At 69.2% G+C, this 21,717-nt stretch carries 20 protein-coding genes; 7 read left to right on the top strand and 13 right to left on the bottom strand.

Features of this window, described 5'->3' with window-relative positions; all coding sequences use genetic code 11:
* Window positions 1–337: 337 nt before the first annotated feature.
* The 5 genes from ABDW59_RS16845 (at window position 338) to ABDW59_RS16825 (ending at window position 5,691) form a co-directional block, all read left to right on the top strand.
* Window positions 338–706 carry a hypothetical protein gene (locus ABDW59_RS16845; protein ID WP_343631121.1) on the top strand — a complete coding sequence of 123 codons (369 nt, stop codon included), beginning with the start codon at window positions 338–340 and terminating at the stop codon, window positions 704–706.
* Window positions 707–801: 95 nt separating this feature from the next.
* A complete protein-coding gene (locus ABDW59_RS16840; protein WP_343631119.1) occupies window positions 802–1,665 on the top strand; it encodes a hypothetical protein in 864 nt (287 codons plus the stop codon).
* The gene (locus ABDW59_RS16835) at window positions 1,662–4,655 is read left to right on the top strand and encodes a TonB-dependent receptor (RefSeq protein WP_343631117.1); all 2,994 of its coding nucleotides are present in this window, start codon (window positions 1,662–1,664) and stop codon (window positions 4,653–4,655) included. Before ABDW59_RS16840 ends, ABDW59_RS16835 begins: the two co-directional genes overlap by 4 nt.
* Before the next feature lie 110 nt (window positions 4,656–4,765).
* The gene (locus ABDW59_RS16830) at window positions 4,766–5,320 is read left to right on the top strand and encodes a cysteine hydrolase family protein (RefSeq protein WP_343631114.1); all 555 of its coding nucleotides are present in this window, start codon (window positions 4,766–4,768) and stop codon (window positions 5,318–5,320) included.
* 38 nt (window positions 5,321–5,358) lie between these two features.
* Window positions 5,359–5,691, top strand: coding sequence for a YnfA family protein (locus ABDW59_RS16825; protein WP_343631112.1), 333 nt, complete (start codon window positions 5,359–5,361; stop codon window positions 5,689–5,691).
* 11 nt (window positions 5,692–5,702) lie between these two features.
* Here ABDW59_RS16825 and ABDW59_RS16820 read toward each other — a convergent pair whose 3' ends face one another.
* The 9 genes from ABDW59_RS16820 to ABDW59_RS16780 form a co-directional block, all read right to left on the bottom strand.
* Window positions 5,703–6,440: an MOSC domain-containing protein gene (locus ABDW59_RS16820; protein WP_343631129.1), complete on the bottom strand. Its 738-nt coding sequence runs from the start codon at window positions 6,438–6,440 to the stop codon at window positions 5,703–5,705.
* A gap of 249 nt (window positions 6,441–6,689) precedes the next feature.
* Entirely contained in the window at window positions 6,690–7,193 is a 504-nt protein-coding gene (locus tag ABDW59_RS16815; protein ID WP_343631127.1) for a cytochrome P460 family protein, read from the bottom strand.
* A 338-nt stretch (window positions 7,194–7,531) separates the two neighbouring features.
* Complete coding sequence (locus ABDW59_RS16810; protein WP_343631108.1) at window positions 7,532–8,299, bottom strand: hypothetical protein; 768 nt, start codon at window positions 8,297–8,299, stop codon at window positions 7,532–7,534.
* A 168-nt stretch (window positions 8,300–8,467) separates the two neighbouring features.
* On the bottom strand, window positions 8,468–9,190 hold the full coding sequence (locus tag ABDW59_RS16805; RefSeq protein WP_343631106.1) for a flagellar basal body L-ring protein FlgH: 723 nt from the start codon (window positions 9,188–9,190) through the stop codon (window positions 8,468–8,470).
* Between the two features lie 112 nt (window positions 9,191–9,302).
* Complete coding sequence (locus ABDW59_RS16800) at window positions 9,303–9,875, bottom strand: cell division protein FtsI (protein WP_343631104.1); 573 nt, start codon at window positions 9,873–9,875, stop codon at window positions 9,303–9,305.
* Window positions 9,876–9,885: 10 nt separating this feature from the next.
* On the bottom strand, window positions 9,886–10,308 hold the full coding sequence (locus ABDW59_RS16795) for a hypothetical protein (RefSeq protein WP_343631102.1): 423 nt from the start codon (window positions 10,306–10,308) through the stop codon (window positions 9,886–9,888).
* A 14-nt stretch (window positions 10,309–10,322) separates the two neighbouring features.
* On the bottom strand, window positions 10,323–10,607 hold the full coding sequence (locus tag ABDW59_RS16790) for a hypothetical protein (protein WP_343631100.1): 285 nt from the start codon (window positions 10,605–10,607) through the stop codon (window positions 10,323–10,325).
* Window positions 10,608–10,980: 373 nt separating this feature from the next.
* Window positions 10,981–11,229, bottom strand: a complete 249-nt coding sequence (locus ABDW59_RS16785; RefSeq protein WP_343631097.1) for a hypothetical protein — start codon at window positions 11,227–11,229, stop codon at window positions 10,981–10,983.
* A gap of 197 nt (window positions 11,230–11,426) precedes the next feature.
* On the bottom strand, window positions 11,427–11,567 hold the full coding sequence (locus tag ABDW59_RS16780) for a hypothetical protein (protein ID WP_169806124.1): 141 nt from the start codon (window positions 11,565–11,567) through the stop codon (window positions 11,427–11,429).
* A 110-nt stretch (window positions 11,568–11,677) separates the two neighbouring features.
* Here ABDW59_RS16780 and ABDW59_RS16775 point away from each other — a divergent pair, with 110 nt between their 5' ends.
* Complete coding sequence (locus ABDW59_RS16775; RefSeq protein ID WP_343631092.1) at window positions 11,678–15,439, top strand: CheR family methyltransferase; 3,762 nt, start codon at window positions 11,678–11,680, stop codon at window positions 15,437–15,439.
* A gap of 3 nt (window positions 15,440–15,442) precedes the next feature.
* Here the strand turns inward: ABDW59_RS16775 and ABDW59_RS16770 are convergent, their stop codons facing one another.
* Window positions 15,443–16,525, bottom strand: coding sequence for a diguanylate cyclase (locus ABDW59_RS16770; protein ID WP_343631090.1), 1,083 nt, complete (start codon window positions 16,523–16,525; stop codon window positions 15,443–15,445).
* Between the two features lie 108 nt (window positions 16,526–16,633).
* Between ABDW59_RS16770 and ABDW59_RS16765 the strand changes: the two genes are divergently transcribed.
* Window positions 16,634–16,951 carry a hypothetical protein gene (locus tag ABDW59_RS16765; RefSeq protein ID WP_343631088.1) on the top strand — a complete coding sequence of 106 codons (318 nt, stop codon included), beginning with the start codon at window positions 16,634–16,636 and terminating at the stop codon, window positions 16,949–16,951.
* 9 nt (window positions 16,952–16,960) lie between these two features.
* On the opposite strand, the gene ABDW59_RS16760 is transcribed toward ABDW59_RS16765, so the two are convergent.
* The 3 genes from ABDW59_RS16760 to ABDW59_RS16750 form a co-directional block, all read right to left on the bottom strand.
* Window positions 16,961–19,570: a 2-oxoglutarate dehydrogenase E1 component gene (locus ABDW59_RS16760; RefSeq protein ID WP_343631086.1), complete on the bottom strand. Its 2,610-nt coding sequence runs from the start codon at window positions 19,568–19,570 to the stop codon at window positions 16,961–16,963.
* A gap of 160 nt (window positions 19,571–19,730) precedes the next feature.
* A complete protein-coding gene (locus ABDW59_RS16755) occupies window positions 19,731–21,275 on the bottom strand; it encodes a methyl-accepting chemotaxis protein (protein ID WP_343631084.1) in 1,545 nt (514 codons plus the stop codon).
* A gap of 185 nt (window positions 21,276–21,460) precedes the next feature.
* Window positions 21,461–21,691 (bottom strand): hypothetical protein, encoded by a 231-nt coding sequence (locus tag ABDW59_RS16750; protein WP_343631082.1) that lies wholly within the window; start codon window positions 21,689–21,691, stop codon window positions 21,461–21,463.
* Window positions 21,692–21,717 lie beyond the last annotated feature (26 nt).

The raw sequence follows: 21,717 nt of genomic DNA, 5'->3' as shown, positions 1-21,717 counted from the left end.
GTCCTCGATGTCCTCGATGCTCGATGCTCGATGCTCGATGCGCTTGATGCGCTTGATGCGCTCGATGACCTGGGTCGCCTTTACTCCCTCGCCCGCTTGCGGGAGAGGGCGGGGGAGAGGGTCTTCGAGCTGCACAGGATCGCCGCTTGCCCCGATGAACACGTCGTTTCCGGCCGTTTCACCGCGACACCGGCTCCCGTTTTGTATCGATGTGAAAGCTGCCGTTTGTCCTACAAGCGCTCGCGTTCTCAACCCACGGAAGCGGACCCGCCGGACGTCCACAGTTGCTCCTAACCGATCTCACCCGATCGGCCCTTCAAGCCCAAAGGAGAGACACATGAACGCCACCAAGTCCCTTGTCACCGGCGCTGTTGCGCTGACCGCCTTCGCCAGCGTGCTGGGCCTGGCCTACGCGCAGGTCGAGAACACCGACCCCAACGCGCAGACGCAGCAGCAGCAATACCCGTCCACCCAGACCGACCCGACGCAGCAAGCCGTCCCGGCCGAGCAGAGCATGACCCCGGCCGACCAGCCGGCCAGCGGCGCCGAGCAGTCGCAGCAGATGCAATCGGAAGCCCAGTCGCAGCAATCGCAGCCGCAGTCGTCGGAGCAATGGCAGACCCAGCAGCAGCCGGCCACGCAAGAGCCGCTGCCCAGCGAGCCCACGGCCGCCGGCACGCCGGCTCCGCGCGCCGACCGCAACTGATCGCGGTCTGACGTTCAAGGCCCCGACGCCTGATCCGAGGACCGAGTCCACTGCCTCGCGTCCGAGGATCCTTCGATGACTCCTGAAAGCCCATCATGCTGAGAGCCTCCAGCGGGTACTACTTCGGCGATCCGCCGCCGCCCTCCCCGGCGCCTGAGCGGATCCCCAAGCACCTGCGGGAGCGCGCCGGCTGGGCCGCCCAGGGGTTGGCGCTGGGCCTGGCCGCCGCGCTGCTCGCGTGGCCGGCGGCCACCTATCTCATGAAGCAGATGCGACCGGCGCCCGTGCCGATGGCATCTGGTCATCTCTCGACGCCTGCGTCCGGCCAGCCCGTCCATCAGGCGGCGCGATCTCCCGCACCTCCGCGGCAGACCGGCACGGCCGACTTCGGCAAGACCAAGGTGTCCAAGCAGGCCCGCCTGCTGGCGCAATGGGTGATGGCGGGCTGGGACCACAACGGCCGTCCCTTCGCCATCCTGGACAAGCGCCAGGCGCAGGTGCTGGTGTTCAAGCCGGACGGCAAGCTGGTCGCGTCCACCCCGGTGCTGCTGGGCTATGCGGCCGGCGACGACAGCGTCGCGGGCATCGGCCTGCGCCCGATCGCCGAGGTCCGCCCCTCCGAACGCACCACCCCGGCGGGCCGATTCGTCGCACAGCCGGGTCGCAACGCCTCGCATGAAGACGTGCTCTGGGTCGATTACGACGCCGCCGTTTCCATGCACCGCGTGCGCCCCACCAATCCGGCCGAGCGCCGCCTGGAGCGTCTGGCCTCGCCGACGCCCAAGGACAACCGCATCAGCTACGGCTGCATCAACATGCCGGTGAAATTCTTCGAGCAGACCCTGTGGCCGACCTTCGGCAAGCAAGGGGGCATCGTCTACGTACTGCCTGAAAAGAAGAGCCTGGAACAGGTCTTCAACGAGCAGATGAAACGCGCCAAGGCGGGGCTACCCACATGAGGTCGCCCGCGACGCCGGCGCCCCGATTCGTCTCCCTCACCGCGATCGCCGCCGCGCTCGCCCTGGCGCTGAGCGCCGGCGGCGCGCACGCCCAGGTCAGCCGCGCGACGGTGCGCGGTCTGGTCACGGTCGCACCGGGCGCGGCCAACGGCGGCCTCACCATCACCGCGGTCAACACCGCGAACGGCACCAGCTATCGGACCGCCACCCGCACCGACGGCCGCTATGCGCTGATCGGCCTGGCGCCGGGCAGCTATGTGGTGCGCGTGCTCGACGCCTCGGGCGCGCCGCTCAAGACCGAGCAGATCACGCTGTCCGTCGGCGAGAGCGCCGCGCTCGACCTGCAGGCCGCAGCGCCCCCGGCGACCGCCGTCGACGGCAAGGCCGAGCCGGTGCAACTTGGCAAGGTCACCGTCGAGGGCAACGCGATCCGCCAAGGCGTGAAGGACTCGCAGGTCGGCACCACGGTCTCGCAGAAGATGATCGAGGCGCTGCCGCAGAACACGCGCAACTTCCTCAGCGCCGCGGACCTGGCGCCGGGCGTGGCCTTCTCCAGCGATGCCTCGGGTCTGAGCAAGCTGCAATCGGGGGCGCAGGACTTCGACCACCTGAACGTTTTCATCGACGGCGTGGGACAGAAGAACAACATCCTGCGCGGCGGTCTGAGCGGCCAGGACAACTCGCGCGGCAACCCCTTCCCGCAATCGGCCATCGCCGAGTACAAGGTCCTGACGCAAAACTACAAGGCCGAGTTCGACCAGGTCAGCAGCGCCGCGATCACCGCGGTGACCAAGTCCGGCACCAACGAGCTGCACGGCGAGCTCTACGCCGACCGCACCGGCACCAACTGGCGCTCGCTGAACGCGCTGGAGAAAGCGCGCGAGGCGCAAGGCGTGAAGCGGCCTTCGTCCGAGAAATACGAGTACGGCGGCAGCATCGGCGGTCCCATCGTCAAGGACAGGCTGCATTACTTCTTTGCCTACGACGGCAAGCGCATCGAGGACTCGCGCCAGATCATCGGCCAGAACTTCGAGAAGCTGCCCGACGCCGGCATCGTGCCGGGCCTGCGCGCGCGCCAGGGCAACCAGGTCGACCCCTTCCACGAGGACCTGTTCTTCGGCAAGCTCGACGCGCAGCTCAACGACGAGCATCGCCTGACGCTGAGCGCGCGCCTGCGGCGCGAGACCGACCGCATCGCCGAGGACCGCAACCTCTCCCTGCCCGGCAACGACAAGGAGCGGCGCAACGACGAGACCCGCGTCGACCTCAAGCACGAATGGGCGCGCGACGACTGGCTCAGCGAGGCGCGCATCGGCTACGAGGACTACGTGTGGAATCCGCAGTCCTCGTCGGACACACCGATGGTGCGCTACAAGGTGTCGACCTCGACGCCGCAGGCGCTGACGACCTCGCAGGACGTGATCATCGACGGCGGCTCGCCCGACGCGCAGCGGCGCAAGCAGCGCGGCGTGTTCGTGTCGGAGGAGCTGACCTACACCGGATTCGACGGTCACGTCGTCAAGGGCGGCCTCAAGCTCAAGGACATGCGTTACGACCTGAGCGGCACCGCCAACGCGGTCGACTCGGTCGACGTGCTCATCGACAACGTGACCGGTCAGCCCTATTGGGACGGCGCGAACTGCCTGGGGACCAACGTCTCCAACAACGGCCGCACCAGCGACCAATGCAACATCCGGCGCGCGACCGATCCGACGGCGGTGTCCTTCAAGAACCGGCAGTGGGGGCTCTATCTGCAGGACGACTGGACGCTCACGCGCAAGCTCGAGCTCAACCTCGGCCTGCGCTGGGACTACGAGGACAACATGCTCAACAACGGCTATGCGACGCCGGCCGATCGCATCGCCGCGCTGCTCGCGCCAGACGTGACGCGCTTCGGCATCGCGCCGGCGGTGGGTCAGACCTACGCGCAATCGCTGGCCAAGGGCGGCATCGACATCGGGCAGTACGTCAGCAGCGGCAGCTCACGCAAGGCCTTCAAGAACGCATTCGCGCCGCGGGTGGGCTTCTCCTACGACCTCTTCGGGGATCGCGCCTCGGTGGTCTACGGGGGTTACGGCCGCAGCTACGACCGCACCATGGCCAATCACGCGCTGGACGAGCTCCAGAAGAACCAGGCGCCGGGCGGCGAGATCTGGCTGATCCGCAACGACTTGAAGATGCCCTACGCGGACCAGTTCAGCATTGGCTTGCGACAGGCGCTCACGCCGACCTGGAACGGCGAGATCGCGATCAGCCGCGTCGAGGCCAAGAACCAGTTCGTCTGGTTCAGCGGCAACCGCGATCCCAACGGCGGCTTCGCGCAGCAAGCCAGCATCGACCCGCTGTGGGGCGGACCGGACGGCTACGGCCAGCTGGTGCTGGGCGACACGATCGGGCGCACGCGTACCGACTCGCTGTTCCTCAAGGCGGAGAAGCCTTACACCGAGGCCTCGGGTTGGACCGCGACGCTGGCCTACACCTACAGCGACGCGAAGACGACCAATCTGCAGTGGAGCAACGACGTCTTCGACTGGACCTACGGGCGGCCGGGGCGGAGCTGGAATCCGAGCACGCTGGTGGACAAGCACCGGCTGGTGGGCGCTTTCATGACGGACAAGCTGCTGCCTTGGGGTCTGACCTTCGCGGCCAAGGGGACGTATGCCAGCGGCTTCCCGCGCCGGCTGACGGACTGCACGGGCGGCGCCGGTCAATGCGTGCTGGTGGAGGGCAAGTCCTCCAGCTACCGGCAGGTGGACGTGAGCGTGGGCAAGGAGTTCCGCTACGGCATCCACCGCGTGGCCTTGCGGCTGGACGTGCTGAACGTCTTCGGCGCCAACAACTACGGCGGCTTCGACGACTGGATCGGGAATGCGCCGGCGGCAGGCGCGCCGACGAATCGGCTGGGTGGAGACAACCTCAACCTCGACAAGCCCAACGGCATGCGCGGGGACAACCGCGCGATGCGGGTGGTGTTGAACTACAAGTTCTGAGTCCCGCCGGTCTCGTCCGGTCGTCGCCGGTCGCCGCGGGGCGATGACGACCGGCCCGGTCATTCGGGCCGCGTATGCTGGTCCGCTTCCACATCCAGGAGCCGCGCGCCATGACGACAGCCAACACCACCGCCCTGCTCATCATCGATCTGCAACGCGCGCTGTGCAGCGGCGAGTACGCCTGTCACGAGGTCGGCGCGGTGATCGATCGCGTCAACGGCCTGATCGCTCGTGCACGCGAGGCCGGCTCGCCAGTCATCTTCGTCCAGCACGAGGAGGCGGACGGCGAGCAGATGCGCCACGGCAGCGACGGCTGGCAGCTGGACGACCGGCTCGCGGCCTTGCCCGAGGACCGGCGGGTGTTCAAGACCTCGCCGGACTCCTTCCACCAGACGGATCTTGATCCGGTGCTGAAGGGGCTGGGCGTGACCCACCTCATCGTGTGCGGCGCGCAGAGCGATTTCTGCGTGGACACGTCGACGCGGCGGGCACTCTCGTCGGGCTACGACGTCACCCTGGTCGAGGACGCTCACACCACCATTGCTTTCGGCGATCTGACCGCGCCGCAGATCATCGACCACCACACCCTGATCCTGCGCAACCTCAACGGCTTCGGGCCGCGGATGGAGGCCAGGAAAGCGGCGGAGATCCGGTTCGCCGCCTGAGGCCGTGACCGCTCTGGCGGAGTCGACAAAATCCCGCCATGGAAATCCTGCGCACCCTGGGCCTGTTCATCCTCACCGCGCTGGCCGAGATCGTCGGCTGCTACCTGCCCTATCTCTGGCTGAAGCAGGACAAGTCGGCGTGGCTGCTGGTTCCGGCCGCGGCGAGCCTGGCGCTCTTCGCCTGGCTGCTCACGCTGCATCCGACGGCGGCGGGCCGTGTCTACGCGGCGTATGGCGGCGTGTACATCGGCGTGGCGATCGTCTGGCTGATGGTCGTCGACAAGATCAAGCCGACCGGGACGGACTGGCTCGGCGTGGCGGTGAGCCTGGCGGGGATGCTGATCATCATGTTGGGGCGCCGGGCGGGGTAAGCGTCGACGCTTCAACGCCCTGATTCGGCCGGCCCGGCCATCCGATTCACCCACGACTCCACCTCGCCCGATTCCAGGCGGCGGGCGAAGAGCTTGATCCACGAGGGCGGCAGCGGGAGCGTCAGCACCTCGCGCAGCAAGGTGGCATCGGTGTCGCGGTCCGCGATCACGCGCAGCAACCGCGCGAGTGGCCAATCGCCATGCGGCCGGGCGACCAGCAGGATCGGATCACCGGCACGGACGCTGCCGGTATCGAGCACGCGCAGATACCAGCCGGTGCGCAGGCTGCGCTGCAGCTGGGCCGCCATGTCGGCCTGCGCGAATCGGTCGTTGAGTTTCCAGCAGGGCTGGCGGCCCTGGCTGACCTCGAAGAGCGCATTCCCGATCAGCCAGCGATCGCCGATGCACACGGTGTGCTCGTCGATCGGCTCGCCCGACGGCGTCTGGTCGTCGAGGCTGAAGTTCTCTCCGAAGGCGCCCGGATGCCGCAGCAAGTCGATCGCCTGCGCGTTGCCCTTCAGCAGGCTGCGCCAGCTCGGGTAATGCGCCCAGGGATAGACGTGCACCGCCTTGTCCGGTCCGCCATGCACGCGCAGATCGCCTTGCTCATCGCCGTCGAGTCCCGTTGCGGACACGCGCACCGCGTCCTCGACGGACGTCTTGCCGATGCCGCTCAAGCTGCCGGGTCGCGTGAACGGCAGCGCGGGGCCGCGCAAGACCTGGCGCAGACGGCCGATCTCGCGCGGCATCGGGCCGGTCGCATCGTCGACGCGGACGGTCGATACGTTGATGTCGATGCCTGCGGCATCAGCTGCGCAGGCCGGGATTTCGGGCGGGCAATCGGTCATGGCTGGAGCAAGGGGAGACGCGCACGACTCTAAGCGGCCGAGCGCGACCGGACCTGCCCGATCGGCTCGAAGACCTATCCATTCGTACTCGACCCGCGCCGCGCACGCGCTGAGCGCGGCATCGGCGACGAAGGGGTCGAGTCGACGGGCTCATGGCGCGAACTTGGTGAACACGTCGTCGCGGTCCTTGACCAGCGAGTCGTGGCAACCGAAGCAGGTCTGATGTTGGGCGGCGTCGACGGGCTGTCCGTTGATGAATCGGCCGTAGCCCCAGCCGCCGCTGCTGGCGTAGCGCTTGGAGTCCTTGACCATCACCTGGACCGTGGTGGCATGGCCGGGGACCGTGGCGGCCGGGAACTCCTTGGAGCGCTCGCGCTTCCAGGCGAGCTTGACCAGCATCGCGCCGTCGGGGAACGGCAGCTTGCCCAGCTTGTAGGCCTCGATCGCGAGCTTGTTGCCGACGACGGCGCGCAACTCGTCGAGCGGAGCGTCCTCGGTGGCGACGCCGACCATCTGCCAGTTGCGATAACCGTCGGGCAGCACCACGCCGTAGATCGGAGAGGCGGGCTTGCCGCCGACGGTAGCCACAGGCGTCGACGCGGCTGCGGCGGGCGGCGCGGGCTTGGCCGGCTTGTCGCTGGCCGACACCGACATCGACGCGGTGAGCGACGCGATCGCGAGCACCGCCGGAATGAACAGGGACGCGAGACGATTTGGGTTCATGGGAGACCTCATGCCATTCGGGGAATGGCAGGGATCAGACCAAGATCGTCGAGGGCGGGCTATTGAACCAAGGTATGGGCGTGATGGCGTATCCGCCAGCGCCGCGATGGTCGTTCCCGACGGCGAATGGGACGCAGTCGTCCGCGACTCTCAAGCGGTGAATGACCCGCTGTCGTCAAGCCCGACAGTCGCCTGCAACTCGATCAACAGCTGACCCCGCACCGCCACGGACGGCACCGGCGACTGCAGGCGACTCTACGGCTCTCGCCTCACCTCGTGAATGACCTCTTGCTGGCAAGCTCCGACAACACCATGTCGCACTGATCCACCGTCGCGATGCAATCCAGCCCGCGGATCTCGACCTCGGCCATCAGGCTCAGCCACGCGTTGACGCCCTCCAGCGTCACCTTGGTCCGCGAGGTCCGGCTCCAGCCCTTCTCCGCCAGCTGTCCCAGGTAGATCCAGGTCTGCCGCCGCGACAAGCCCGACAGCTGCCCGATGCAGGCCTGCGACACCGGCAGCGACAGGCTGTTCCCGATCGCGATCGCCCGCGGGGTGCTGCTCAGCGCCGCGGCCAGCGTCGCCAGCACGCTCACCAGCCGCTGCAGGCCGTTGCCCGCCAGGCGCATCGTGATCTGATCCTGCAGCCGCGACGCGGTCGCCGCATACAGCTCCCCCGTCGCCGCATCGCGCTGCGGCGCATGCGGATCCTTCACCCGCGTCAGCGGAATGTGGATGGTCGTCACGTCCACCAGCGCCGTGACGTCGTAGCGCGCCGCCAGCTTGCCCAGCGGCGAGTCCGCCCCGATCACGTCCCCCAGCCACAGCGCCGCCACCGCCACGCGCGTGTCGGCCGCGACCCGCGCCGCCAGAAAGGCAGCGCCGCCGCTGATCGCGATCCACTCGGCCAGCGGACTGCCGGCCTCGATGATCTTCTGCCCGCGACGGTAAGTCCGGATCTGACCATCGGCCAGCCAGTCGTCTCCCGTCGCCGGGTCGCCGTCCATGCGCGGCGTTCGCGTCCCTCTCGTGCTCATGCTTGTCGTGCGATGAAACCCGCCGGACAAGGCTCCGCCCTCCGCGCCTGTGGCGGACTTCGCGAGCGCCTTGACGGCGAATCGTTGGTTATAGAAGCGGAGTCCCCGCGCCGATCGGTCGATAAGCCCCGTGGCGCCGGCCCCTTTGCGCTTTGACGCGCGTCCCGATCACCAGATCGACAGACTCCTGGCCAGCACGCGCTGCAACCAGCTGCGCGACGAGGCCTCCGACACGTCCCCCTGCGCCACGCTCTCCAGGCTCGCGTTCACCACGTCCCGCGACGCGACCACATTGCCCGGGCGGATGTCGCGCGGATTGACGATTCCCGAGAAGCGCAGCGTGTTCACGCCCTTGTTCAGGCCCACGTTGCGCTCCCCCGCCACCAACAGGTTGCCGTTGGGCAGCACGTTGATGACGCTCACCGCCACCTGCGTGACGAAGCTGTTGTCCGTCTCCGTCGTGCCCGCGCCCTTGAAGGAGTCGCTGCCCGACGCGTTGGCGTCCAGGTTCAGCAGGCGCTCCACCGCGCCCACGTTGCTCTTGCCGCCCGGCCCCTTCACCGCGACCTTGTTGTCGCGCGAGGTGTCCGTGGTCTGCTTCTGGCTCGCCTTCAAGGTCTCCTGGATGTCGACCTTCAAGGTGTCGCCGATCGCGCTGGGTCGCTTTTCGCCCGAGAACAGCGAGGTTGGCGACATGCCCGGCTGATAGATCGCGCCGTTGGAGGGCCGCTCGATGTACATCGCGGCCTGCGGCGGCTGCACCAGCATCGGGCCCGGCACCGTCGGCGGCGTCGGGCTGCCGCACGCGCCCAGCAGCGCCCCGGCGATCAACACGGCGCCCGCGCAGCGCGCGCGCCCTTGCTGGATCGGTTCCTTCGTCGATTGGCTCATCCTGTGTCTCCCTCTGCGCTCGCGATCGGCGCTCGACATCAACTCGGTATCAACTCGACATCCATCTTCGAGATCGATCCTCGCGATCGACGCTCGCGATCGACGTTCGGAATCAGCTTTCGAAGCCGGTGATCAGCGCCTTCACCACCGGCGCGATCTTGTTGCGCGTGCCCGCCCAGCGCGCGATGCCGTAGTTCTCCTCGGCCTGGTAGCTGCTGGTCGACAGCAGCGTCCCGTCCGCGCGATGCAGGCTCAGCGACGCGGCGCTCAGATTCGCCCGATAGGCGCTGGCCATCGGCGGCACGCCCCATTCGATGGTCGCCACGTAGCGCAGCCACACGCCGCATTGCTGCAGCCCGGTGCCCGGCTCGTAGACGCGGCTCTCCACGCCCTGCCGGCGCAGCTCCGCCTGCAGCGACGGGACCAGGTCTTCGAGCGGCGCATTGCGGTTGAACTCGATGCAGACATCGCGCACCGGCGCGTCGCCGTGATGCACCGTGTTGCTGGCCTTGGCCGGCGCGGCCGTGGCCAGCGCCGTCGAGGTCGCGGTGCCGGTCGCCTTGACCAGCTCCCAGGCCGGCAGTGGGCTCAGGATGCCGCAGCCGCCCAGTCCCGCCGCGGCGACCAGCGCCAGCAGCAGGCCCAGCGGTCGCCGCAGCGTCGCTCGAATCGGGGAAGCGCGCATGACCTGACCCTCAGACCAGCTCGTCCAGCACCGCGCCGCCGGCCAGCGCCGCCATGACGCCGTAGCCGATGACGTTGCCCGCGACGCTCGCGACCTGCGAGCCCGCTTCGCCGGCCGCATCCAGCACCGCGCCCGCGCCGTCGCCGACTGCGTTCATCACGCGCGTGGCCGCCTGGGCCGCGCCCTTGACGACGTTCGCCCCGGCCTCGCCGATGTCGCTGGCCGCGCCGGTGACGACATCCGCGGCCGATCCGGCCAGGGCCTGCAGGCTTTCGGCGCTGAAGGTCGCGGTCACGCCGAGCACCGGCAATCCGATGGTCAAGCCCAGCTCGGGCGAACCACCGGACGACGCCGGGCTCGACACCGAGGCCGCCACCGTGGCTCGGCCGCCGCTGTCGGCGAGCGCGCCGGAGTAGGAAGCAACGCTGGTCATGCGATCTCCGGCGTTCAGGCGCGGGCGGCCAGCGAGGCCGTGTCCACCGCCAGCGTGGCCGGCGCCAGCGCGGGGGCCGGCGTCGCTGCGGCTGGCGCGGTCGCGGGGGCCGCACGGGTGGCGGAGGCGGCGGCCGGGGCATCGGCCTGGGCGCTCTTCAGCATCTTGGAGAAATCCGCGTTGCCGGCAGAGGCACCGTTGGCTGCCATCGCGGGCTTGGCGCTCTTGGAAGCGCCTGAGGCGGCGTGGGCGGCACCGGCGCCGTGCGCCGATGCGGGAGAAGCGGTCTTGACGTTCATGGCGAAGCGCTCTCGTTCATTGGGGTGAGCGGATTCTTCGCCGCCAGGGGTGGCGGGCATGCCGCGATGAGGGTCCGGATCCAGCGGATGGACACACGCTGGGTGATGCACATCACCGAACGATCGAGATGCGCCGGCTTGCGCCCGCTTTGCCGGCTCAAGTTCCCGCAGCGGTCGTGCGGAATTGGGCGATCAGCGCCCGACCCGAAATGCAAAGCGCCCGGTCGAGCCGGGCGCGAAAGCAGAAGGAGAACGGAAGGGAAGCGGCGTGGACGCGGCGTGGAAGCGCGGTCGCGCAGGGACAGCGGCGCCGTGCGATCGTCGTCCCGGAACGGGGACGGACGGGGGCGTCGATGCGGACGCCCCCTTGGCCTCAGCCGGGATGGCCGGCCTGCCGAGCCATCGCGTCGGTCCATTCATCCCAGGTGGACTCGGACACCTCCAGGCCGTCGAGCGCGGGGGTGTCGGCCTCGATGGGCCAGCCGGACGGGCTGAACGGGATGCGCCGCTGCAGCAGCACCTCGGTCTGCCGCAGGATGTGCTGCATGACCGATGTGAATTGATGGCTGGCGCGGTGCGATCGGCCGGCCTGCCCAGCCGGTCGTGCGATGCGGTGTCGCATGGGGTCCTCTCCTGACGAACCGTCACTATCGGCGCCCGTCCGAAGCGGGGCCATCCCACCATAGGGTGGTCGCGGGGGGATATCGGGGGGAGAGGGATGAACGGCGGGACCGGCCGGGTGAACGGCGGCGGCGCCCGGGGGGCGCGGCGCCGGCTGTGATCGAAGGGCGAGCGCCGCCCTGGCGGAGGATGGCCCGATCAGATCACCTGACGCAACAGCGCGTAGAGGGCGATACCGCCGGAAGCCAGCGCGAAGATGGTTTTCATGGACTTGTCGGCGACGAAGGCCCCGATGGCGCTGCATGCCAGGATGGCGGCCAGGAGATAGTTGGTTTTCATGGGCCGCGATTGTGCAGGCCCTGGCAGGCCGCTTGCCCCACGCGCACAGCCGCCGTTGCGAACCCGCACGGTTAGACTGCGCCGAGTTTCGCGGCAGAACAGGACACCGGGTGGACACCGAAGAACGACAGCCCTTGCGCGTGGTCGTGCTGGGCGGATCGGCAGGCAGCATCGAGGCGCTGGGGACGGTGCTCGGCGCCCTGCCCCCCAACCCCGGTTTCGCGGTCCTGGTGATCACGCACCTGGATCCGACCGAGGAAACCCAACTCCCGGAAGTGCTGCAGGGCCGCACCGCGCTCCCGGTCGAGCGCCTGGAGCACCTGCGCCGGATCGAGCACGACCGCGTCTTCGTGATGCCGGAGAACGCCGGCGTCATCGCGCTCGACGGTCATTTGAGGCTGACCCGCCGCCAGCCCGGCCTGCACCTGCCGATCGACGCCTGCTTGGCCTCGATGGCGCAGGATCCGGACGTCGACGCCGCAGTGGCCATCCTGTCCGGCACGGGCCAGGACGGCGCCGCCGGCATCGTCGATCTGAAGGCCGCGGGAGGCCTGGTCATCGCGCAGGCGCCTCAGTCCGCCGAGCACGACGGGATGCCCACCGCCGCGATCAACACCGGACTGGTGGACGAGGTGCTGCCGCCGGCCGACATCGCCGCCGCGCTGGTGCGCCGCTTCGGCGACCCGGCCCACGCACTGGCCGACACCGCGCTGGGCGAGAGCCAGAGCGCCGACGCGCTGGAGACCGCGCTGGCCATCGTCCAGCAGAAGGCCGGCGTCAACTTGGCGTACGTCAAGGACGTCAACCTGCGCCGCCGCTTCCTGCGCCGCGTGCTGCTGCAGAAGGACCGCGACGTCGGCGCCTATCTGCACTTCCTGCGCGCCGACCCACACGAGGCCGCCGCACTGCGCGACGACGTGCTCATCGGCGTGACCGCCTTCTTCCGCGACGCGGAGTTCGTGAACGTCCTGCGCCAGGTGGTGCTGCCCAAGCTGCTGGAACTGCGCCACGACCCGATCCGCATCTGGGTGCCGGCCTGCTCCACCGGCGAGGAGGTCTACACCATCGCGATGCTGCTCAAGGAGGCGATGAACGCCGAGGGCATCACGCGCCGCGTGCAGATCTTCGGCACCGACATCAACGAGGCCTCGATCGAGACCGCGCGCGCCGGCCGCTACGCCGCGGCGGCGCTCGAGAACGTGCCGCAGCCCTTCCGCGACACCGCCTTCGTGCCCAGCGCCGGCGGCTATCTGGTCGCCAAGGACCTGCGCGAGATGTGCGTCTTCGCGCGCCACAACCTGCTGGCGCATGCGCCGTTCTCGGGCATGGGGCTGATCAGTTGCCGCAACATGCTGATCTACCTGCGCAAGGAGGCGCAGCAGCATGTCTTCGAAGTGCTGCACTACGCCACCCGCGCCGACGGCTTCCTGCTGCTGGGCCGCGCCGAGGCGACCTCGGCCTCCGACGGCTTCGAGCATGCCGGCGCGCCGCATCTTTATCGCAAGCTGGCCAACGCGCGCCGCCAACGGCCGCTGTTCCCCATCGACGCCTTGCGCCCCTGGGCCAACGAAGGCAGCGCGCCGCGCCCCACGCCGGCGCCGCCGCCCGACCTGGTCAGCGAGGCCGCCAACCGCGTGGCGCTGGCCCGCTATGCGCCGCCGGGCTTCGTCGTCAACGAGGAAGGCGACGTGGTGCAGTTCCGCGGCGAGGTCGCGCCCTTCATCGCCCCGGCGAGCGGCGAGGCCACGCTGGCCCTGCCGCGGCTGCTGCATGCGGAGCTCAACGTCCCGGTGCGCACCGCGCTGATCGAGGCCAAACGTACCGCCGCCCCCGTGCGGCGCGAGCGGGTGGCCTTCAGCGAGCGCCGCTACTCGCTGGAGGTCCTGCCGCTGGAGACCGGCGAGGCGCTGCAGCACTTCCTGGTCACGCTGGCTCCGCAGGTCGAGGACGTCGCGGAGCCCGTCGGCGCCGCGGCCGGCGCGCCGCGGGCGCGGGTCGATGAACTCGAACGCACGGTGACCACGCTGTCCGACGAGCTCGAGGGCACGCAGGCGCAGCTGCGCACGCTGGTGATCGAGTTCGAGTCGGCCAACGAGGAGCTGCGCACCGCCAATGAGGAAATGCTCAGCACCAACGAGGAGCTGCAAAGCGCCAACGAGGAATTGCAGAGCGCCAAGCAGGAGCTGGAGTCGGCGAATCAGGAGCTGATCTCGCTGAACGAGGAGCTCAAGTCCCGCAACGACCAGCTGGACCTGGTCAACGACGACCTGAGCAATCTGGTCGAGGGCATCCCCCTGCCGGTGGTGCTGCTGGACAGACAGCTCAAGCTGCGCCACGCGTCGCCACAGGCGGCGCAGCTCTTCGGGCTGGGCGCGAACGCGGTCGGACAACCGATCGGCAACGTCAGCAACCGCTTCGCGATCGGCCATCTGGAGCAGCTGGTGCAGGCGGCGGTGCAAGGCTTGGCTCCGGTCGAGCACGAACTGCAGGACAGCGGCGAGCGCTGGTGGATGATCAATGTCCGCGCCTATCGGACCGCGGACGATCGCATCGACGGCGCGGTGATCGCCTTCCAGGACATTCACGAACTCAAGTGCGCGCTGGGTCAGGCCCAGCATGCGCGCGGCGACGCGGAGCGCGCCAACACGGCCAAGGACGATTTCCTGGGCATGGTGTCGCACGAGCTGCGCGCGCCGTTGAACGTGATCGCGGGCTGGGCCTCGGTGCTCAAGCAGGCGCAGGAGCGGGGCACGCTGACTGACGCCACCGCCACGCGCGCGATCGCGACCATCCTCAAGCACTGCCAGTCGCAGGCTCAGCTGATCGACGATCTGCTCGACGTGTCGCGAATCTCGTCCGGCCATCTGGCGCTGGACATGCGGCCGCTGGACCTCGCCGGCAGCGTGCGCGCCGTGACCGAGGGGCTGACCCCCACGGCCGAGGGCAAGGGCCTGGCACTGCGCGGCACCGGTCTGCAACAGGCGCATCGCATCCAGGGGGATGCGCGGCGGGTGCAGCAGATCGTCGCCAACCTGTTGGGCAACGCGATCAAGTTCACGCCCAGTGGGGGACGGATTTCGGTGACGCTGAGCCGCATCGGGCCGATGATCGAGCTGGCCGTGACGGACACCGGCATCGGCGTCGCGCCGGATCTGCTGCCCACGCTCTTCGACCGCTTCACGCAGGCCGACATCAGCCGCACGCGCGAGTACGGCGGCCTGGGCCTGGGGCTGTCCATCGTTCGTCACCTGGTGCAGGCGCATGGCGGCACGGTGACGGCGCACAGCGAGGGCGAAGGCCGCGGCGCGCGACTGACGGTGCGCTTCCCCGCGATCGATCTGGCGAGCGAGGCCTTGGCCCCGGCCGCCGTCCCTGCGGGCGATGCCGACCTGCACGGGCTGCGCGTGCTGGTGGTCGACGACGATCCGAATGCGCTGGAGGCGCTGTCGCATCTGCTGGCAGCGGCGGGCGCCGAGGTGGCGTCGGCGGGCTCGGTCGAGGACGCCTGGCGCGTCATCGACACCGCCGGCGGGCTGGACGGCAGTGTTGGCTCGGCAAGCGTGGGCGGTGCGGGCGATGCGGGCCTGGCGGGCGATGCGGGCCCGGCGGGCGGTGCCGCCGAAGGCCCGGCCTTCCACGCGCTGATCAGCGATGTGGCCATGCCCGGTGCCGATGGCTACGCCTTGATCCGCCGCTTGCGGCAACGGGAACTGGGCGCCGGCGCGCTGCCGGTGTACGCGGTGGCGCTTACCGGCCTGGCGACGCTGCAGGACCGCGACGCGGCCATCGCGGCAGGCTTCGACGACCACGTCGCCAAGCCGGTCGAAGCGGATCGATTGATCGAGAAACTGCAGCTGGCGCGACCGCGCTGAGCGTCACTCCGCGGCCTGCGCGGCGGCGACGCTCGGTGCCGGCGCGGACCGGCGGCGGGCGCGCTTGATCTCGTACATGCGCTCGTCGGCCAGGTGCAACGCTTCCTCGGCGGTCGTGCCGACCGGGTTGATCGCAACGACGCCGACGCTGGCGCCCGCGTACTGCAGGCTGCGGCCGTCCAGATCGAAGTGACCCACGGTCGCAAGCGTGGCGCGCTGTTCCAGCGTGCGGGCGGCCAGCAAGGGTTCGCCCTCGCCGATCAGCGCATGCTTGACGGGAGGCAGGCCGCTCAAGGACAAACCCGGTCCGACGACGACGAACTCATCGCCGCCGATACGGCCCAGCATGTCGGAGCCGCGCAGCTCCAGCGACAGGCGCTGGGCGATCTGGCGCAGGAACTCGTCGCCACGGTGATGGCCGAGCTGGTCGTTGACCGCCTTGAAGCCGTCCAGATCGATGCCGCCGATCAGCACGCAGCTGCCGTCACGCGCGGCGCGCTGCAGCTGGCGCTGCACCTCGTCGAAGAGCGCGCGGCGGTTGGGCAGGCCGGTCAGCGCGTCGGTCAGGGCGTAGGTGGCGAGCTGCTCGTTGGCGGCGCGCAGGTCGGCCACCAGACGCTCGCGCTGCAGGTTCTGGCCGACGAGCGAGGAGAACAGGCGGAGCAGGGATTCGGTTTCCGGCGCGATCGGGCGGGTGGTGCCGCTGGCGGCGCAGAGCGTGCCCAGCAGTTCGCCGTCGTCGCCGCGCACGGCGGCGCTGACGTAGGTCTGGATGCCCAGCTGGCGCGCGGCATCGGAGTCGCCCCAGCAGGCGCCGACGTCGGTCGTGGCCATGCGGCCTTCTTCCAGGGCGCGCTTGCACAGGGTGTCGGACCAGTCGACGCTCAGGCCTTCCGGGATGGTCATGGCCCCGACGTTGCGGGCCAGCACCACGGTCTGGCGGCCCGCAGTCAGGTCGATGGTGGTGAAGTAGGTGGATTCCAGGCCGGTGACCGTGCCGAGCATCTCCAGCAAGGGGCGGGTGAGGTCTTCGACATTGCGAGCGCCGGGGACGGTCGCGGAGAGCTGGGCGAGCAGAGCATCCAAGATCGGGATCGGGGTCAGGTCTGAACGGGGCGGATATTACCGCCAGCACTGCCTGGAGCTTCGGGCGCGAGGATTGCCGCGATCGGGTTGGACAAAACGGAGACCGACATGCAACGCGACGGACAGTACCGCGGCATCAGCTACCGCGTGGAAGCAGAGGCTCAGGCGAGCGGATCGTTCTTGGGACGGTATCGGTTGCTGGACCATGGAAGGCGGCGCAGCGATGCGGAAGAAGCGCTGGTCGACGGGCTGGTGGACGTGGTCCATCCGCCGTTGGACCGGGTGTGGGCGACGGAGAACGAGGCGCTGACCTATGCGACCGAGGCGGCTTGTCATGCCATCGAGATCTTGCAGCTCGGGCGGCCGCAGGCGCAGGGGCGCGGCAGCGGGTCGAGCGAGAGGCGGACGGATTCGTTGGGGCAGTGAGGGGCGGGCTCACGCCTCCCCCAACGCCCTGGCCACCAGCTCCACCTGCTCCAGCTGATGAATCGCATGCGACGACGTCGCACCGGACGCGTTCGGCCGCCGCGCCACGCAGCGCAGCTTGCAATGTGCCGGCAGGATCTCTTCCAACTGCTCCCGCATGAACGCCCAAGCCCCCTGCTGCCGGTGTTCCTCCTGAACCCAGGTGATCTCCACCAACGCCGGATACCGCGCGAACAACGCAATCAACGCGTCAGCGGGAAACGGATAGAACTGCTCGATCCTCGCCAGCGCCAGATCGGCCCGCGCGACCGAGCGCCGGCCCCGTTCCAAGTCGTAATGGACCTTCCCACTGCACAGCAGCAACCGTTCCACCTGCCGAGGCAGCTCCACCCGCGCGTCGTCGATGACCGTCTTGAACGCTCCGCCCGTCAGTTCCTCCACCGTCCCATGCGAGGCTTTCTCGACATACAGCGTGCCCTTGGGAGACATCACGATCAGCGGCTTCCGCAGCGTGTCGAACGCCTGCCTGCGCAGCAGATGAAACCACTGCGCCGCCGTCGACGGGCAGCACACACGCAGGTTGTCCTCGCCGCAGAGCTGCAGGAAGCGGCTCAGATAGCCGCTCGAATGGTCCGGCCCGATGCCCTCGTTGCCATGCGGCAGCAGCACCGTGAGCGAGGACGCATCCCCCCACTTCTCCTCGCCCGAGCTGATGTACTGATCGACGAAGACCTGCGCCCCGTTCACGAAGTCTCCGAACTGCGCCTCCCACACCGTCAGCGTGCGCGCAGCGCCGACGCTGTAGCCGTACTCGAAGCCCAGCACCGCCTCTTCCGACAGCGGTGAGTTGTAGATGTCGAAACGTCCGCCGCCGGGCGGGATCTGCCGCAGCGGAACGAACTCCGCCGGCGCGTCCGAGCTCCCGCTCCGCTGCGAGGTCCACACCGCCTGCCGATGCAGAAACGTCCCCCGTCGCACGTCCATGCCGGAAATCCGCACGTTCATCCCGCCGCGCAGGATGGTGGCGACGGCAAGGTTCTCCGCGAAGCACCAGTCCAGCGGCAGCGGCGACTCGGCGATGCCGGCCATGCGCCGCCAGTGGTCCGTGAGCGTGCGCACCATCGCGTGCGGCTCGAAGTCCTCGGGCAGACGCGTCATCGCGTCGACCAGCACCCGCAGACCCGCCGCATCCAGCGGTGGCGCCTCGCCGGGTCGCCGCAGCGCATGCGGCGTCTCGGCCTCGTCCGGCAGCGACGGATCGGCGAACGCCTGATGCGCCCTCACCCGGGCATGCGTCAGGTGCGAGGCCATGTCCGCATCCGGCGGCGTGACGCCATCAGCCTTCAGCGCGGCGGCATAGCGATCGACCACCGTCGGATGCGCCTGCGTGATGGCGTGAATGTGAGGCCGCGTCAGCGCCGGCACGTCGCTCTCCGAATGGCCCAGCCGCCGATAGCCGATCAGGTCGATGACGATGTCCGAGCCGAAGCGCGCGCGCCAGGCGATGGCGATCGCGGCGGCGCGCAGCGCTTGTTCGGGCTCGTCGGCGTTCACGCGCAGCACCGGCGCGTCGACCATGCGCGTGACGTCGGTGCAGTACTGCGCGGGCCACGCGCTCATCGGATTGGGCTCGGTGAAGCCGACCTGGTTGTTGATGATCACATGCACCGTGCCGCCGACGCCGTAACCCGGCTTGCCGCCCAGCATGAGGGTCTCCATCACCACGCCCTGCCCCGCGAAAGCGGCGTCGCCGTGCAGCATCAGCGCGAGCACTTCGCGACGGCCCGCGTCGGCCTGAGCGCCAGGTGCTCGGTCCAGCGCGTCCTGACAGGCGCGCGCCATGCCGGTGAGCACCGGATGCACGCTCTGCAAGTGCGAGGGGTTGTGCGCCAGGGTCAGCGACAAGGGGCCGTGCGGCGTCGTCAGCTCGCGCTCGCCGCCGAGGTGGTAGACGAGGTCGGTGTGCAGCTCGGGCGTGGGGGACTTGGGGTCGAAGTAGTCGAGCACGCGGGCCGGCGCCAGACCCATCAGGTTGACCAGCACGTTGACGCGGCCGCGATGCGGCATGCCCAGGAAGATGCGGCGCACGCCTGAGCCGGCCGCTTCGTCGCAAAGCGCGTGCAGCAGCGGGATCAGCGTCTCGTTCCCTTCCAGCGAGAAGCGCTTCGCGTGCGGGAAGGCCTGCGCGACGTGAGCCTCCCAGGCTTGCGCGCGGACCAGCAGCTCGAGCAGGGCCAGGCGTTGCGCGGCGCCGCCGGGCGTGGGTGGGGCGGCTTCCATCTCGCGGAAGAGCCAGTCGCGGCGGGCGTCGTCGCGGACCGCGCTGGCGTCCAGGGCAAGGCCGTCGCAGTAGACGGCCTTGAGCGTGCGGTCGAGATCGGCGACGGTGCGGGCGCTCCAGAGCGGCGTTCCCGCCGGTGAGAGCCAGTCGCCCGGTTGCAGGCCGAAGCGCTGGGGGTCGAGAAGACCGAGGTCGGCGGGGCGGGATATCCCCAGAGGATCAAGGCGCGCGCAGCGGTGGCCGTCGCGGCGATGCGCGTCGATGAAGGCAAGCACTTCGGGTCGCCAGCGGGTGGATGGGGCACCCGATGGTGCCCGGTCATGGATCCGATCGTTCATCGATTGCTCCTGAGCACTGCCACGCTCCCACCCTCTCCCCCGCCCTCTCCCGCCCCGCGGGAGAGGGAGTACCCACAGCGCGAAGTTCACGTTTGACAGCGAGCCAAATGCCCCCTCGCCCGCTTGCGGGAGAGGGCGGGGGAGAGGGTCTTCCGCCCCCTCACAACACAAACGCCCTCACCGCGTTGTTCAGCTGCATCGCCTCATCCTGCAAAGCCTTCGCCGACGCCGTGCTCTGCTCCACCATTGCCGCGTTCTTCTGCGTGGTGTCGTCCATCTGCATGATGGCCGCATTGACCTGCTCGATGCCCATGCTCTGCTCACGGCTCGACGCGCTGATCTCCGCCACCACCCCGCTGACCTGCTGGATGCCCGTCACCACCTGCGACATCGTCGCGCCCGCCTGCTCCACCAGCCGGCTGCCGGCCCCCACCTGCTCCGTCGACGCGTCGATCAGCGACTTGATCTCCTTGGCCGCGCCCGCCGAGCGCTGCGCCAGCGCGCGCACCTCCGAGGCCACCACCGCGAAACCGCGTCCATGCTCGCCGGCCCGCGCCGCCTCCACCGCCGCGTTCAACGCCAGGATGTTGGTCTGGAACGCGATCCCGTCGATCGTCCCGATGATCTCGCCGATGCGCTGAGAGGACGCGGAGATCGAGCTCATCGTCGCCACCACCTCGCTCACCGCCTTGCCGCCCGCGCCGGCCACCTGCGAAGCCGAGGCCGCCGAGAGCTTGGCCTGATCCGCGTTGTCCGCGCTCATGCGCACCGCAGCGGTCAGCTGCTCCATCGCGGACGCCGTCTGCTGCAGCGCGCTCGCCTGCGCCTCCGTGCGCGCCGACAGGTCGGCATTGCCCTGCGCCACCTCGCGCGCCGCGGCCGAGATCGTGTCCGCGCCATGCCGCACCTTGGACACGATCTGATGCAGGCTGCTCAGCATGTGCTGCAGGGCCCCGATCAGACGACCGATCTCGTCGCGGCTCTCGGGCAGCGTGTGCGGCGTCAGGTCGCCCTTGGCGACATCCTCCGCCAGCTCGATCACGCCGTTGATGCGCTGCGTCAGCGAGCGCGTGATGCTGATCGCCGTCCCCACGCCCAGCACCACCGCGATCGCCGCCACCACGCCCATCCACAGCTTGGACCGCCGCGCATCCTCCTTGGCATGGGCGACGTCATCGCTCATCGCCTGGTTCTGGTAGTCGACCATCTTGTCGATCAGCGCGTAGTAGCGCAGCTGCTCGCGCGCCATGTCGCCCTGGTAGACGGCCATCGCGGCCTCGCGCTGGCCGGCGGCGACCAGCTCGAAGACCTTGCGCACCGCCGCGCCATAGGTCTTTCGGGCCTCCGACTGTTCCGCGAAGATCGCCTTGCCCTGCTCGGTGTTGAGCATCTTCTCGAACTTGGCGAAGTTCTCGGTGTTGGCGGCTCGCACCTTGGCGTAGTCGTCCATGTAGCGCTTGGCCTGGGCCGCATCGGTGCTCAACAGCAGCCGGCCGATGACGATCACGCCCTGGTCGCCGACATTCTTGATGTCGTCGCTCAGCGAGATCTGCGCATAGCGGTCATCGACGATGCGGTCCATGGTGTCGCTGGTGCGGTTGAGCACCGACACGGCGACGGCCAGCACGATCAGCAACAACGCGATGACGACGGCGAATGCGGCGGCCAGCCGCGTGCCTATCCTGAAATTGGACAGCGACGACATGTTGTTCTCCCTGAATGCTCACGGATCACACGGATCACCAGAATCACGACAGCGGAGGCGGGCAAGAGGCGGTCCGGCCAGGGGCCGACATGATTCGACGCGGGCGGAGTCGGGCGGGCAAGCGCCGCTCCCTCCTCCTTCAGCGGGAAGCGGTCGTCGCGAGAGCCGCGAACGCCGCGTTCTTCTCACGCTTGTTCTGCAAATGTGGCGATGTACTGCCGTGCCACCGCGTCGGCATGGGCCGTCGCCTCGTCCGCGGACGCGAAATCGTCGGAGAGATCGTGCCAGGAGGTCGCGCCCGGGTGGTTGCCGTCCTCCTCTCCCTTGACGACGAAGCGCCCATGCCAGGGCCCGGTGCTCGGGCCGGCGGCGTCGACGACGTAGGTGCGGCCCAGGTGGTGACGAAGGATCTGCATGGTCGGTGACAGACTCGATGAACACG

The organism is Roseateles sp. (assembly GCF_039595295.1).
GTDB lineage: Bacteria > Pseudomonadota > Gammaproteobacteria > Burkholderiales > Burkholderiaceae_C > Roseateles.
This window is presented reverse-complemented; position numbering and strand designations above follow the sequence as displayed.